Source organism: Clostridium beijerinckii (assembly GCA_003129525.1).
GTDB classification, from domain to species: domain Bacteria; phylum Bacillota; class Clostridia; order Clostridiales; family Clostridiaceae; genus Clostridium; species Clostridium beijerinckii_D.
In genome coordinates this window covers 1,689,274-1,705,023 of record CP029329.1, presented here as the reverse complement: position 1 = coordinate 1,705,023, position 15,750 = coordinate 1,689,274, and the positions used below count along the sequence as shown (strand labels likewise).

At 29.8% G+C, this 15,750-nt stretch carries 11 protein-coding genes; all 11 read right to left on the bottom strand.

The genetic code is table 11. The annotated features are described in order from the left end of the window. Window positions 1–14 precede the first annotated feature (14 nt). Window positions 15–1,079, bottom strand: a complete 1,065-nt coding sequence (locus DIC82_07450) for a galactose ABC transporter substrate-binding protein (protein ID AWK50860.1) — start codon at window positions 1,077–1,079, stop codon at window positions 15–17. Window positions 1,080–1,378: 299 nt separating this feature from the next. Then, window positions 1,379–2,431: a galactose ABC transporter substrate-binding protein gene (locus DIC82_07445; protein AWK50859.1), complete on the bottom strand. Its 1,053-nt coding sequence runs from the start codon at window positions 2,429–2,431 to the stop codon at window positions 1,379–1,381. 244 nt (window positions 2,432–2,675) lie between these two features. After that, on the bottom strand, window positions 2,676–3,656 hold the full coding sequence (locus DIC82_07440) for a LacI family transcriptional regulator (GenBank protein ID AWK50858.1): 981 nt from the start codon (window positions 3,654–3,656) through the stop codon (window positions 2,676–2,678). Beyond that, a complete protein-coding gene (locus tag DIC82_07435) occupies window positions 3,656–5,464 on the bottom strand; it encodes a sensor histidine kinase (protein AWK50857.1) in 1,809 nt (602 codons plus the stop codon). The genes DIC82_07440 and DIC82_07435 overlap by 1 nt, the downstream gene beginning before the upstream one ends. 10 nt (window positions 5,465–5,474) lie before the next feature. Then, entirely contained in the window at window positions 5,475–7,088 is a 1,614-nt protein-coding gene (locus DIC82_07430) for a DNA-binding response regulator (GenBank protein AWK50856.1), read from the bottom strand. Window positions 7,089–7,403: 315 nt separating this feature from the next. Next, window positions 7,404–8,630 (bottom strand): galactose/methyl galactoside ABC transporter permease MglC, encoded by a 1,227-nt coding sequence (locus DIC82_07425; protein AWK50855.1) that lies wholly within the window; start codon window positions 8,628–8,630, stop codon window positions 7,404–7,406. A gap of 54 nt (window positions 8,631–8,684) precedes the next feature. Beyond that, window positions 8,685–10,184: a sugar ABC transporter ATP-binding protein gene (locus tag DIC82_07420; GenBank protein AWK50854.1), complete on the bottom strand. Its 1,500-nt coding sequence runs from the start codon at window positions 10,182–10,184 to the stop codon at window positions 8,685–8,687. A 97-nt stretch (window positions 10,185–10,281) separates the two neighbouring features. Beyond that, window positions 10,282–11,349 carry a galactose/glucose ABC transporter substrate-binding protein MglB gene (locus tag DIC82_07415; protein AWK50853.1) on the bottom strand — a complete coding sequence of 356 codons (1,068 nt, stop codon included), beginning with the start codon at window positions 11,347–11,349 and terminating at the stop codon, window positions 10,282–10,284. A gap of 538 nt (window positions 11,350–11,887) precedes the next feature. Continuing rightward, complete coding sequence (locus tag DIC82_07410) at window positions 11,888–13,594, bottom strand: methyl-accepting chemotaxis protein (GenBank protein ID AWK50852.1); 1,707 nt, start codon at window positions 13,592–13,594, stop codon at window positions 11,888–11,890. Between the two features lie 247 nt (window positions 13,595–13,841). Continuing rightward, a complete protein-coding gene (gene hydG, locus DIC82_07405) occupies window positions 13,842–15,260 on the bottom strand; it encodes a [FeFe] hydrogenase H-cluster radical SAM maturase HydG (protein ID AWK50851.1) in 1,419 nt (472 codons plus the stop codon). A 109-nt stretch (window positions 15,261–15,369) separates the two neighbouring features. Beyond that, window positions 15,370–15,621, bottom strand: a complete 252-nt coding sequence (locus DIC82_07400) for an iron-only hydrogenase system regulator (protein ID AWK50850.1) — start codon at window positions 15,619–15,621, stop codon at window positions 15,370–15,372. Between the last annotated feature and the right edge of the window lie 129 nt (window positions 15,622–15,750).

Below are 15,750 nucleotides of genomic sequence, written 5' to 3'. Positions count from 1 at the left end.
TAGTGACTTTATTTTTAAGTTGCATTAGGATTATATATATATTCTTTATAAGGAATACGAACTACAACTCCAGTATCATCAAATTTATATTGTGTACCTTCAAGCGGTGCTCTACCATAAACTAAGTTCATTCCAATTTCATAAGTTGCTTCAGCCATAGAATAAGCATCTTGAAGAACAGAACCTGTCATGATACCCTGCCTAATTAGTTCTTGAGCCTCCGGTATAGCATCTACTCCAACGACTATTATTTTTTTAGTTGTACCACCTTTGTTATATCCATACTTTTGTAATGATTCAATAGCACCAATTGCCATTGCATCATTATTTGATATTATAGCTTCAATTTTATCACCATTTTGTAAAATTAGTTGTTCCATAACATCTTTAGCTAGATCTTTTTCCCAATCACAAACTCTTGAAGCAATTTCCTGTGTTTTTATTCCTGCATTATTAACTGTTAAAATTGAATTCTTGGTTCTACCAATTGCTTCAAGATTATTACGGTCTCCCATTAACATAATATACTGCATTATATTATCTTTATTTTTATCTATAGCGGCCTTATTCTTATTCCATACATCAATGAGAATTCTCCCTTGTAGCATTCCTGCTTCTTCTGGGCTCGTTCCTACAAAATAGGCTTTCTTGTAGGATTTAATTGACTCTATGCTAGGTGGCTCTATATTAAATAAACCTACTGGAATATTTTTTTCTTTAACTTGATCAATAATAAATTGTGAACCTCCTGTCTCTACTAAATTTAGCAATACAAGATCTGTTGCCTGATTTTGTATTACTAAATTAAGATTTTGATTTTGTATATATTGATCATTTTTACAGTCATAAAAGGTAAATTCTACTTTATCTTCATTTTTCTTTTGAATTTCTTCGAAACTTTGTTTAAGTAACAGAGTGTATGGATCATCAGTTGTGCGTAATAACACACTTACTCTAACAATTTTTCCTTCAACAACCTGTAAAGTAGCACCAATTGTGCGTTGACTATAAATTACCAGTCCCGCAGTTATAATAAATGATATCATTATAGTTACTAATGTTCTTTTACATCTTCTCATATTAATCCTCCATATCATTTTACCGAATAATAATGCAGAAACTTTAAAGTTTGCTTAAATAAACTCTTCACATAATTATTGTAATATTAATTCAATATAAATCTATATATATGAATCTATAAATCTATTATGCATTTTAACAGAGGAGTTTATACTTTATTTGCTGATAAATTAATTATAGATATGGAGAAATTAAACTTGTTATGATTAACGATCCTTTTGAAAAAGAATAAAGGAAAATGCACTCTACTTTATAGAATACATTTTCCTTTATTTCAGTGATATATGAAATCCAAGTATTACTTGTTTTCTAAATATAAATCTACATTGTCACTTGTAACCTCAGTATGAGATGTTCTAATATATTTTCCATTTTCCAGTCCTTCAACTGAATTTATATTTCCATGTGTAGCTAATGTATAAGCAATATTAAAAATTGCATTTGCCTGTTTTTTAGAATCATTTATAATAGTCCCAATCATAGATCCATTCTTAACGGCTTCCAAAGCTTTTGGCAATCCATCAATCCCAACAACAAGAGGTTTATTTCCAGTTATGTTGGCATTATTTATTGCATTTATTGCTCCAAGTGCCATATCGTCATTATTACTAAATACCACTTCTATTTTATCACCAAATTCTTTGATCCATTGTGTCATTTTTGTGCTTGCTTGTGCACTTTGCCAATTTGCAGTATCATCTGCTAACTTTTCTAATTCAATTCCATTTTTAGTTATAGTCTTAACACAATATTCTGTTCTAATAGAAGTATCCTGATGACCAGGTTCGCCTTCAAGCATTACATATTGAATCTTTCCATCTCCATTCATATCTACTCTTGAGATATCTTTTTTGTAAGCATTTATAATAATATTAGCTTGCATTTCTCCTGATTGTTCTGCTTGTGATCCAACATAATATAACTTATTCCATCGCTCCATGTCTTCTTCTACTGGTTCACGATTAAAAAAAACAATAGGAATATTTGCTGATTTGGCTTTATCAATAATCATTGATGAAGCAGTACGATCAACCATATTTACACAGATAACATCATAATTTTGTGAAACAAATTTATCTACTTGGTTACTTTGATTGTTTAAACTACCTTTTGCATCTAGAACATTAATAGTTATTTTATATTTACCTTCCTTTTCTTTTGCTATCTCTTCGATATTTTTAGTAATTGTGGCTATAAATGCATCATCTTGTTTGTATAATGTTACACCTATTTTTATCTCTTTCACGCCAGAACCATTTTTCATTATATTTGCATTAGTAGTACATGCCGATAATGAAGTGAAAATTGAAAATATTGTTAATATCCCTGATAATTTCCTAATTAATCTCAATATAAATCCCTCCCGCAATATGATTACCCCAGGCACTTCTTAATTAAAATAACACAATTAAATATGTGATGAATATTTTATATGTGATGTATAACAGTTCTAAAATTCCATCTGGAAAATTTCACTTTATCTAAACTTAATATATAATGTTCTTATTAAAAACTTTTCCAAAATATTATGCCAATACAATATTAATTAATTTAACTAACATACTAACTAACTATCTATCTTTAATATGCCTGCTTCATCTTATGAAAGGAAATAATAATCTTTGATTCTCCTCTGAGTACATATCCTTGGTATTAATAACAGTTGAATATATAATTTCATTATTTACATATTTCCTATTAATTACACTCACTGCAGTCTTTACTCCTAAATATCCAATATTAAATTCATTTTGCATGGCAGTCGCATTAATTACATTATCTTCCAATAGTGAAATTATTTTATTTGTACTACCCGTCCCATAAATTTCAATAGATGTTTTCTCTTTATTAATACTACTCAAATCCTTTTTGGCCTCCGCAACCAGTTCTAGTATTTTGGGATCAAATGTTACTACAGCATCAACATCATTATATTTTAATAATTGCTTTGCTTCATTATAATAAGTGACCTCTTTTCCGTCTGAAATTTCCCAATATATACAGTTATTCCCTGTATTATTCATAATGCTCATAAATCCATCATATCGTTCTTTTATACTACTACACTCTAAATTATTTTTAACAATAGCAATATTAGAATTTATATTTCCCATCTGTATCATTTTTTCTCCCAAACTTACTCCAAGATTATAATTATCGCATGAAATACTTGATCTTACATTTTTCGATTTAACAGTTGATTCAATTAATATAACTGGAACCTTCTTCATTGCATTTTCTATAGGCTCTATCATTTTTTCATAATCTACTGGAGCTATAATTATAGCATCTGCTTTATTGTTAATTTCTCGTTGAATAAGCTCTGTCTGTTCTAGATAACTGTTTTCTTCTGACAATGTAACAAAACTTATATTGACATTCATTTCTGAAGCCGCCTGATCTATTCCTTGTTTCATTATCATTAAACTTTCACTATTTTTGCCTCTAACAATAATTGAAATGTTATATATTTTTTTATTATTTGCATTTAGTATTGTATCATTCAGAAGAAGTAAGAAAGATAGTACTAATAATATAAATAAAATTATAGAAATTTGTTTTCTTTTCTTTTTCACTATTTTTCTTCCTCCCTTTTCTGAATCTCATAAAAATCTATCCCTGGCATATGAATTCGAATTGTTGTTCCTTCATCTGGCTCACTGTAAATTTCAAGACCATAGTTTATACCAAAATATAGCTGTATTCTCTCGTGAACATTTTTCAATCCAATACCTGAGCTCTTTCTTTCAATTTTACTATCATTTGTTAAAAGAGTATCACAAACCTCCGGTAACATTCCAAGTCCATTATCTATAACATCAATATACAAATCATTTCCTTTAACATATGTCTTTACTAGAATCTCACCATCTCCCCCCATGAATTCCATACCATGATAAATAGCATTTTCAATTAAAGGTTGAATAATAAGCTTAATACTTGCAAAATTAAGAGTTTCTTCATCCACTTCCATATCATATGTGAATTTATTTTTATAACGTATATTTTGAATCGTTAAATAATTACGTGCATGTTCTATTTCATCTCTTAATGTTATTATATTTTTTCCTTTACTTAAACTAATTCTAAAAAGTCTTGCTAAAGCTGTTACCATAATAATAGCTCCATCATAGTTTTCATTTTCTATCATCCATATAATAGAATCTAAAGTGTTATACAAAAAGTGTGGATTGATTTGTGCTTGAAGTGCATCGAGTTCACTTTTTCTTTTAGATTCCTGTTCAATCATTATGTTATCCATAAGTGTATGCATTTGATTAACCATGGATCTAATTGCTTTTCCTAAATGCTGAATTTCATATGACCCACTTATTGAAATATCTACATCCTTAACTCCATTTTCAAGTTTCTTTACACATTTTTCTAAGGATTTTATTGGATTAGCTATACGTGAAGAAACAAACATATTAAGAAATACAAGTATAAAAATAGCAAAAAACATAATAAATACTGCAAAAAGACTCATTTGGCGGTAATCAGATGTAATATCCTCCATTGGCATAATACCGACAATTTTCCATCCAGTATAACCAACAGTTTTAATTGTAACTAATCTTTTTTCATTTTGAAAAGTTTCTATATGATTTCCATCTTCATAGCTAGCTACAACCTTATTATTTTCTTCTATTAAATTGGAGTAAATTAGTTGCTGTCTAGGATGATATATAATTTCACCTTCTCTATCAACTAAATACACATACCCTGATTTTCCTACATTTACATTCTTACAAATCTGCTCAATTCCACTAAAATTCATATCTACTAATAAAACTCCAGAGGTAATCCTTTTATTATTAGTTAGCTCTACTGCACGACTTAGTGATACAACCCAACGATATTTGTTATCTGGATCTACAAATAAGTTTTGAACATGTGGTGTTGAAAAATGCAGATTTTCCTTCTTATTTACAGCTTTAGAAAACCATTCGTTTACCCTTGGATTAACTGAATTTTTTAACTGGCCAACTGGAGATGCTGATACAACCTCACCATTTTGTGAAAAAACACATATACTAATAAGATAATCTTTATTTGTTTCATATAATAAATCCATTTCTTTATTTATACTCTCTGTTGATAAATCTTTCTTTTTAATAACATTGTAGTAAGTTGCATCAGATACTTTCATCATATTCCGAAGATAACTATCTAAGTTTAAATTTACCTGATCCAACATAGATTTATTATTTTCAGATACCATCGATTCAGTAGAATTTATAAAACGTAAATATAGTGCACTTCCTACCATAAGCATTCCCATAACTGCAATTACTGTAAATGAAATTGATATTATGTGCTGTATACTTGCATTTTTACATTCCTTCACTATTTTTTCCATTCTCAATTTCATTAAATTATACATAGATATCAGCTCAATTCTTTCTATACTTTGAAGGTGATACTCCAAACTTTCGTTTAAAGACGTAACTAAAATAGTTGGCTTCCGGATATCCAACTTTATCGGCTATCATATATGTTTTATCATCTGTGGTATTTAAAAGTTTCACTGCTTGCTCTAAACGTACTGTAGTAAGAAAGTTCACAAAATTCATTTCTGTCTCCCGTTTAAAAATTGTAGAAAAATACGTTGGACTAACATGCAGCTCAGAACAAAGCTTTTCTACAGAAATATCATAATCACTATAATTATCTTTTACATACTGTTTTGCCTTTTCAATAAGTATCATAGAAGAGTTTATACGTTCTTTCTTTATTAAAGTGTTTACTCTAATAGCTTTGTTTATAAACCACTTTTTTACTTCATGTATCGAATCAAAAGAATCTAAATAACTATAGCAGTTAAAGTTTTCACCAAAAATTTCATCTATATTTAAATTGTATGCTTGTATTAGTTTCAAAAGAGATGTCATAATTTCCATAAGATAAATCCTATATTTATTAAATGGTAAAAGTAAATCTTCAATTTTTCTAAATAACTTATCTATTGTTTCTGTAATTTCTTCTTCTGAAGAGATTTTAATAGCATTTAACATTGAACGCTCTTCTTGTTCGTCAAATTGAAGCTGAATAGAATTATCCGGCTCAACATCATCAATATAAATAGCTTTGCCTGTTCCAAGTATAAATCTATAATCTAAAGCGCTTTGTGCACTCCTGCATGATAACCTTATTTCTAAAGGATCATTATAAACATGTCCAACTCCTGCTGACATTGTTAATCCAATAATTCGTTCATAAATTTTGCATACTTCATTTATTCCTTTTATAAATAACAGTATATCTTCTTTTTTAGCAAAGTTTCCTATAACCACAACCATATCAGAATATGGAAAACTAACAAATTCACAATACTTCCCCATATTTTCATCTACTATTTTTTTTATTGAAATAGATATTAGTGCTGAATCTTTTTGAATTGAAACACTATTTACATTTTGTGATATTAAAGTTCCATCTGCATGAATTAATGCTACGGACAAATACTCTGATTTAAAATCTATGTCTAGCTTCTCTGATTGCTCATCCCATTGATTTTTACTTATTCTCCCCTCAATTGCACCAACTAAAAATTGTTCTCGAATTACTGGTAAGCTTTCCACATAATGCTTATAAAGTGTTTGCAAGTTTCGCTTCTCATCATATTCATGATCTAGCTGTACCTTTAATCTTTTTAACACTTCAATAAGTTCAATAGAGTTAATCGGTTTCAAAACGTACTCAATTACATTAAGCTTGATTGCTCTATGAGCATACTCAAAATCATCACAACCAGAAAATACAATAATCTTTGTGGATGGCATTGACTCCAAAAGTCTTTTCCCTAATTCTAATCCATCCATAAATGGCATTTTAATATCAGTCATTATAACATCTGGTTGAAGTTTCTCAGCCTTTTCAAGTGCGTCTTTACCATTTTCTGCATCACCAACTACCACAAAACCATTAGCTTCCCAATCAATTTTTTTAATAATTCCAAGCCTTATTTCTTCTTCATCATCCACAACCATAATCCTATATAAATTCATTTAATTCCCTCCTATAGATGACTTATTCAATTCTATAATAAATACCAAAATATTTTGTTCTCTAAATTTACGCCCTCACTATATTTAAAATTTCTATAAGTAAAATTTATTAACATTATCAATTATACATTAAGTATTGGATTATTGCTAGCATAGGTATAATTACTCTAATAAATCTACCATATTAATTTAAAATGAAACTAAAAAATACAGGTAAATCCCTTGCTTATATAGCCTAAGGATTTACCTGTACTTCTTTAAGTCTTGTACTAAATATTCTACATTAAAATTAAATATTTATATTTCAATTAAATTCTATTTTCTTCTATATTTACCCATATCAATTGCAACTGCAACTGCAATAATAATACCCTTAATAACTTGTTGCCACATAGGACTAACAGCTATGAATTGTAATCCGTATTGAATAACTGTAAAGATTAATACACCGACTACGATTCCTCCTACTTTACCAACACCACCATTAAGTGAGACACCACCAACAACGCAGGCTGCGATTGCATCGAACTCATATCCATTACCATAATTGTTTGTTGCACCAGCCGTTCTAGCGGCTTCAAGAACTCCTGCAACACCATATAAAACTGATGCAAAAATGAATATTCCTAGAATAGTTACAAATACATTAACTCCAGAAACTACTGCTGCTTCACGGTTACCTCCAATAGCATATACATTCTTACCAAATATAGTTTTATTTAAAATGAACCAAACTAAGATAACAAATAGAAGTGCAATTGGAACTAGAATTGATATTCCAGGGAAACTTCCTACTTGTAATATTTTTGTTTGACCAAGAGCTATAAAGTCTGGACGAATACCTCCAATAGGTTGTGATTTATTGGGAGGTAAATCAAAGTATAAAGAACATACACCATATACCATAACTTGTGATGCTAATGTAGCAATAAATGGATGCATATCATATTTAGCCACTAAAAAGCCATTAAATACACCAAACACCATACATGCAGCAATTGATATCAATATAGGAATGATAATTGCAAGCTCAGGCAAATTAGGGAAAAAGCGATTTGCATAGTCTGAATTTTGCAACATAGAAGTTGATATGACCGCTGCAAGTCCAACCATACGTCCAGCTGATAAATCAGTACCTGCAATTAACAATGTAAAACAAATACCAAGTGCAACAATCATTCTAGTTGATGATTGTGTTAAAATATCTAAAAATACTTGATATTGCATAAAACGTGGCTCAATTATCATAATTACAACAATTAATAATAACATTGCTAAAATAATTGCATTATTAGTTAAAAAGTTTTTTACATGCTTTGAGGAAAAAGAAATACCTACATTTTTATTACTTTTATCAACAAGCTGCTTTGTTCCATAAACAACAGCTCCTATTCCAATTGCTTCTATATACATGTATAGATCAAAAAACACACTAGGGTCTAAAATTAATTTAAAAACAATTCCTAAAATAATAAGAAAAGCACCAATACCTAAAAATGCTTTTGCATAATCTTTACGTGAAATTAACTTAGCTTCTTGCATACTTATACCTCATTTCTTTATTCTTATAATAATCATTTGTAATAAAAATTTATTCTATTTCATAAATTGTGTCGCATAATGCATAATCTTTACTTGATCTGCTTCACTTTGCTCTAAAATTCCAGTAACTTTACCTTCGCACATAACCATAATTCTATCTGACATTCCAAGTAATTCTGGCATTTCAGAAGAAATCATAATAATTGATTTTCCCCTTTTAACCAATTCATGCATAATTGAATAAATTTCATATTTAGCTCCTACATCAATTCCTCTTGTTGGTTCATCCAATATGAGGATATCTGGATTTGTAAGAAGCCAACGTGCAATTAAAACTTTTTGTTGGTTACCACCTGAAAGGTTTTGAATCAACTGTTCCATATTTGGAGTCTTAGTCTTTAATTCATCATTAGACTTTATAGCAGCTTTATAACGTTTTGCATCTTGTAGTACACCAAATTTAGAATATTCCTTTTGACTAGCAATTACTGTGTTATCTAATACTGAAAGAATACCGAATATTCCACTAGCACGTCTCTCTTCTGTCAAAAGAGCAAGTCCTTGCATTTTAGCATCTTTTGAAGATCTTATTTTAATAACCTTACCATCCTTTTCTATGGTTCCAGATTCTATCCCGCGAAGTCCAAACAAAGCCTCTACTAGTTCTGTACGCTGTGCACCAACAAGACCACCTATTCCGAGTATTTCTCCTTTATGCAAATTAAAACTTACATTCTGAAATGATTTTGGAAGTGGAGAACATAGTTTTTCTACCTTTAATACAACATCTTTACTTGGTTCATATGTTCTTGGTGGAAATCTATTAGTCATATCACGACCTACCATACGATTTATAATTAAATCTGTTGTTAACTCTTTAGCTGGCCATGTTCCTACATATTGACCATCTCTCATTATAGTTACTTCATCTGATATTCTTAATATTTCTTCCATTTTATGAGATATATATATAATTGCACACCCCTTGTCTTGAAGTTGCCTTATTATCTTAAATAAATGTTCGGCTTCAGTTTCTGTTAATGATGAAGTAGGTTCATCCATAATGATAATTTTCGAATTATAGCTAACTGCTTTTGCCATTTCAACCAATTGAAGATTAGATGGTGAAAGTGTTCCAGCTAATGCTTCTGGATTAATATCTAATCCAATTTGCTCAAATAATTCCTTTGTTTTACGAATCATAGTTTTTTTATCTACAGCAATTCCTTTCATTGGAAATCTCCCAAGCCAGATATTTTCCATGACTGGTCTGAAACGAATTGGATGTAATTCTTGATGTATCATTGATACACCTAAATCTAATGCTTGCTTTGAAGTATTTATTTCCATTTTATTTCCATCTAATATTATTTCTCCGCCATCTTCATGATATATTCCGAAAAGACATTTCATCAAGGTTGATTTACCCGCACCATTTTCACCCATTAGTGCATGTACGCTGCCCTTACGAACCTTTAAGGATACATCATCTAGAGCTTTTACACCCGGAAATACTTTAGTTATATGATTCATCTCCAGTACATATTCACTCATACATACATCCTCCTTCTGTTAAACAATAATTCAGGGATGGGAACTTATAAAATTTCACATCCCTGCTTATTTTTTTATTTATAAATTTAATTATATCTTACTTAAGATAATCTTTATAATTGTCTTGAGTAACCTTTACATAATTTATCCATACATATTTTGAATCTGTTACTGGGTAACCAATATTTGCTTCTGTAATATCTTTACCTTCAGCTGCTGCTTGAGCAATATTTACTGTAGCCTTACCTTGGTTAGCTGCATCATTTAGAACTGTTCCAAGAAGTGATCCTTCTTTCATAGCTTGAAGCGCTGGTGCTGTTGCATCAACTCCAACTACTGGAGTATATTTAGTTGCATCGCCTTTATTATATCCTTCTGCCTTTAGAGCTTCTACTGCGCCAAGAGCCATATCATCATTGTTACAAAGAACAGCTTCTATTTTATCAAGTCCTTGACCTGTAATAAATGCTTTCATAAGGTCAGTTGCTTTTGCTTTGTCCCACATTGCTGTATCTGCTGCAAGTTTTTGTGTTTTAAGTCCAGCAGCTTCTATAGCTTTTATAGAATATTCTGTACGAAGAGTTGCATCTTGATGTCCTGGTTCACCTTGAAGCATTACATATTGTACTACTCCATCTTTATTTTTATCTGCTTCTGGATGTGCTTTGAAATAATCAGATATAATTTCTCCTGATTGTGTTCCAGATTGTTCTGCATGTGCACCGACATACCAAACTTTATCATAACCATCCATATCTGCTTTCTCTGGTTCACGGTTTAAGAATACAATTGGAATACTTTTTTCTTTTGCTTTTGCAATAAGTGGACCTGCAGCTGTTCTATCAACTGGATTTACTGCTAAAGCATTTACACCTTTTGTAATAAATGTATCAACTTGTTCGTTTTGTGTAGGTTGTTTGTTTTGTGAATCCACTAATTCAAGAGTTGATCCTTTTTCCTTAGCTTGTCCTTCCATAGCAGTACGAACGCCTGTCATGAATGTATCATCAAACTTATAGATAGCAGAACCTATTAAAACATTTTTTGTTTCAGCCTTTTTAGCTGTATCTGGTTGAGCAGTCTTGCTTGCTCCGCACCCTACCATTGTTGCAGCAATCATAGTTGCAGCCATAACAATTGTTAATAAATTTTTAAACCTTTTCATTTTTTACCCCTCCATATTCTTATCTAACACTTATCTAATCTTCGTAAACGAAATGTATTATTTGTTATTTGTTTACAGTATTCATTATAAACCCTTTACAATTTACTCTCCATACGAAATTCTTCACACTTTTATCGAATTTCTTAAGTAGATAAGTGAAAGTCCAAAAGTGAGAATCGAAATTTTATATTTCGTTCTTCGAACTTTCCCCTTGTGGGCATCTTTGATTTAGTTCCTTGAACTTAGTTAACTTATGTACATAAGTTAACTTCCTTTTAAAAAGATTTGGTGTGAATCACTTAATCAGGGGGCGCATTCGAGTCGAATTTCCTTAAAAAGAAAACCATAGTTATACCTCAAATCTACACAGGAAGGTAACCACTATCTTTCACCTACACACATAATAAACTTGTTAATTATATTAACAAGTTTATTATGTGATATATATAATTTTCCACACTACATATTTTATGATACTAATTATAAAAACAACAAAAAACAGAAGATAATGTGCCTAAATCATTTTTACATGTAATGATTAAATCTTAAACCTTTGTACAATTTCATTAAGTTTTTGAGCAAGTTCTGATTGGCTTTGTGCTGTTAATGACACTTGTTCTATAGCTTTTGTAGTTTCATTCATACTGTCTTTTATTTCTTCAGCTTGTTCAGTAGATTTTTGCGATGTGTATGCCATAGTTTGTATAGCTTTATTTACTTGACTTACTGTAGCTGTAATTTCTTCTGACATAGATGCTATTTCTTCCGACATTTTACTTACAAAATCAGAATCATTATAATACTGTTTACCTGTTTCTGCATATGCATTAAGTTGCTTATTCACATCAGTATTAATAAATTTCAGTATATCCTTTCCAGTATCAATACTATTTTTAAACGCCTCCTGAACAGTAATAATAGTATCCTTAATTCCTATTACAGCTTGTGATGACTGCTCTGAAAGGTTTCTCACCTCGTCTGCAACAACTGCAAATCCCTTACCTTGTTCGCCAGCTCTTGCTGCTTCTATAGCTGCATTTAGTGCAAGTAAATTTGTTTGTTCAGCTATACTTCCTATAGTATCCGCCATAATCTTAATATTATCTACTACTTTTCCATTCTCAATAACCTGTAACATATTTTTTTTCTTTTCATCATATAGTTTTAGTGTTTCATCAATAGCTTGCCTACTATTATTTTGAACTCCTGAAGCTCTTTCTTTAGATTCAATTGCATTATTACTTCCTTCCATAGCCTTTTCTGAAAGTTCATTAATACTTGAATCTACTTCTTGAACCGAAGCACTTATTTCTTCTGATGTAGCACTAGACTCTTGCATACCAGCTGCAATATTATTTACTGCTTGATCTACGCATACAACTTTAGAGGATAATTCTTCCGCTGTTGCTGAAAGCTCTTCGCTAGATGCACTTATATCCTGAGATTGTTCAATGATTTGCTTAACTAAATAATTTACATTTTCTTGTGCTTTATTTAAAGCAACACTAGTTTGTCCAAATTCATCTTTTCTATTAATAATAATCGGATTGGAGAAATCATATAACGCTAACCTCTCTGCAAAAGTTTTTATTTTTTTTAAAGGTTTATTTACATTGTTTGACATAATCAAACCAAGTATAATTGCAATTATAAAACCAGTAAAAGTTAATATAACAATTGTTATATTAGCATTTGAATATGTATACGTAATATTTTCTTTTGCTAATTTAGCTTGCAATAAATTCATATCAATAACTTTACTAACATTATAAATCATATTCGTCTGAACAGGTACCATTTCTAAATACTTTTTTTGTGCCTCATCTAAATTATTAGACGAAACATATTCCATTACTTTGTCTCTAATATCTTTATATCTTTTCATACTTTCATTAAACTCTGCCCATACTATTCCTTCTTCTTTTGTCATTTGAGAGTTTTCATAATCAGATAAGTATTTGTCATTCTCATTTATTGCAGAATTGATACTTTTTTTTGACTCTTCAACTTTATATTTATCCTTTTCATAGATAATAATTAAAATATCACTTTTAATTTGTAGAACATTAGCCTTTATGGATAATATTTGATTAACGTGTTGAAGACTTACCGTATACATTTCTGTTGCTTTATTATTTACATTTTTTAACGATACTACTCCGATAGTACCCACTACTCCAATCAAAATAGATACAATCAAAAATGCAACTATTAATTTAGATTTTACTTTCTTCAATATATTCATATTAATCTTTCCTCCTAATATATAATATCTCTCACATACTTTTTACTCATTTATTATGCTAATTCTTTATATAAAATAATTATTTGTATTATTATTTATTTAATTGTAATAGTTTGGACTATTATTTTATTATAATCTAACATATTAAATCTGTAAACGTTATATTGGAAATATATATAAAAAAATGAAAAAATAAGGTGAATTAATGCTAATATTAGCAATTATCCACCTTATTTCTTCATTGTTATTAAAATCTAAAATCACGTTTTCCTTCATTTAACTTACTTAAATTTTCTTCAGCAATTTTTCTAACTTTTTCATTTGAAATCCTTGGAATTTCATTTTTAATTACTTCTTCACCTTTTCTTTTTGTGTCTTCAGATGCATAGTCTTCTAAATACTCTTTTAAAGTCATAAGTGCATTAGGTTGACAGCAGTTTGCTATTTGCCCAGATTTAACAAGACTCATAAATCTGTCACCTGTTCTTCCTTCTCTATAGCAAGCAGTACAGAAGCTTGGAATATATCCTAGTTCAAGTAACCAATTTACTATTTCATCTAAAGTTCTATCATCACTGATATCAAATTGAGCTGAATTCTCTTCTTTTTTCTCTTTTTCAGCATATCCACCAACACTTGTAGATGATGCTCCACTTATTTGAGAAGCTCCAAGTTGAAGTACTTTTTCTCTTGACTCTTGAGATTCTCTAGTTGAAATAAGAATACCAGTATATGGTACTGAAATTCTAAGTACTGCAACTATCTTAGCAAAGATATCATCTGAAATTCCATTTGAAAAGTTTTCTGGATCTATATCATCGGCAGACCTTATTCTTGGTACACTTATTGTATGTGGTCCAACGCCCTTTGCCGCTTCTAAATGTTCTGCATGCATAAGCAATCCAATAAAATCATATCTATACATGTTTAATCCAAATAATACGCCTATTCCAACATCATCAATTCCACCTTCCATAGCTCTATCCATTGCTTCTGTATGATACGCATAATCATGTTTTGGACCTGTTGGATGAAGTTCTTCATATATTTTCTTATTATATGTTTCTTGAAATAAGATGTATGTTCCAATTCCTGCTTCATTTAATTTCCTATAATTTTCAACAGTTGTAGCTGCAATATTTACATTAACTCTTCTAATAGCGCCATTCTTGTGTTTTATGCTATATATAGTCTTTATACTTTCAAGTACATATTCAAGTGGAGAATTTATTGGATCTTCTCCTGTTTCTAATGCAAGTCTTTTATGTCCAAGATCTTGTAGCGCAATTACTTCTCTCTTAATTTCTTCTTGAGTAAGTTTCTTTCTTGTTATATGTTTATTTTTATGATGATATGGACAATAAGTACATCCATTTACACAATAATTAGAAAGATATAATGGAGCAAACATTACTATTCTATTTCCATAAAATCTTTGTTTAATTTCTTGTGCAAGTTTGTACATTTTTTCATTTTCATCTTCTAATTCACATTCAAGCAAAACTATTGCTTCTCTATGTGAAAGTCCCTTACATTCTTTAGCCTTTTCTAAAATTTCATTAATTAATTCTCTGTTGTTCTTATTTTTCTTAGCAAATTTAAGACTTTCTAGTATTTCTTCATCATCAATAAACTCTGTTGCTACTTTTGATTTAACATTATACATTATTTATCTCTTCCTTCTTTAATTAAATTTTTCTTTGTTATTAAGGTGTTCATAAGATAAATTTATTTATAGAATGCATTTTTTATTTATATTTTTTTGAATGGTTATGTTATTTTCCTGTTTTAGAATAAACTGTTTTAACGCTTATCCCTTCAATCATGCCTAATTTTCCAGATAATGAACTTATAACATCATTAGTAGCATCTATAACTACACTTATAATACTGACATTCTTTTCTCTATAAGGTATACCCATTCTACCAATAATATATTGTCCATACTCATGCAAAATAGTATTTAATTTTTCTGTTGAATCAATATTATCTACTATAATTCCAACTAACGCTATTCTTGTATCCATATTAGTTATTTCCTTTCAAAAAAATAATCTCTATACCCCAAAAAAGGCATAGAGATAGTGTATTCAAAGCTATCTTATAATACCGCCTTATCATTTGGGACTAACCCTAATGTACTTCAGAACGATTTC

Excerpts from the sequence above, each read along its gene's own strand:
- DIC82_07450 (AWK50860.1), bottom strand. The coding sequence starts at position 1,079 with ATGAGAAGATGTAAAAGAACATTAGTAACTATAATGATATCATTTATT.
- DIC82_07435 (AWK50857.1), bottom strand. The coding sequence starts at position 5,464 with ATGTATAATTTAATGAAATTGAGAATGGAAAAAATAGTGAAGGAATGT.
- DIC82_07430 (AWK50856.1), bottom strand. The coding sequence starts at position 7,088 with ATGAATTTATATAGGATTATGGTTGTGGATGATGAAGAAGAAATAAGG.
- DIC82_07425 (AWK50855.1), bottom strand. The coding sequence starts at position 8,630 with ATGCAAGAAGCTAAGTTAATTTCACGTAAAGATTATGCAAAAGCATTT.
- DIC82_07420 (AWK50854.1), bottom strand. The coding sequence starts at position 10,184 with ATGAGTGAATATGTACTGGAGATGAATCATATAACTAAAGTATTTCCG.
- DIC82_07415 (AWK50853.1), bottom strand. The coding sequence starts at position 11,349 with ATGAAAAGGTTTAAAAATTTATTAACAATTGTTATGGCTGCAACTATG.
- DIC82_07410 (AWK50852.1), bottom strand. The coding sequence starts at position 13,594 with ATGAATATATTGAAGAAAGTAAAATCTAAATTAATAGTTGCATTTTTG.
- hydG (AWK50851.1), bottom strand. The coding sequence starts at position 15,260 with ATGTATAATGTTAAATCAAAAGTAGCAACAGAGTTTATTGATGATGAA.
- DIC82_07400 (AWK50850.1), bottom strand. The coding sequence starts at position 15,621 with ATGGATACAAGAATAGCGTTAGTTGGAATTATAGTAGATAATATTGAT.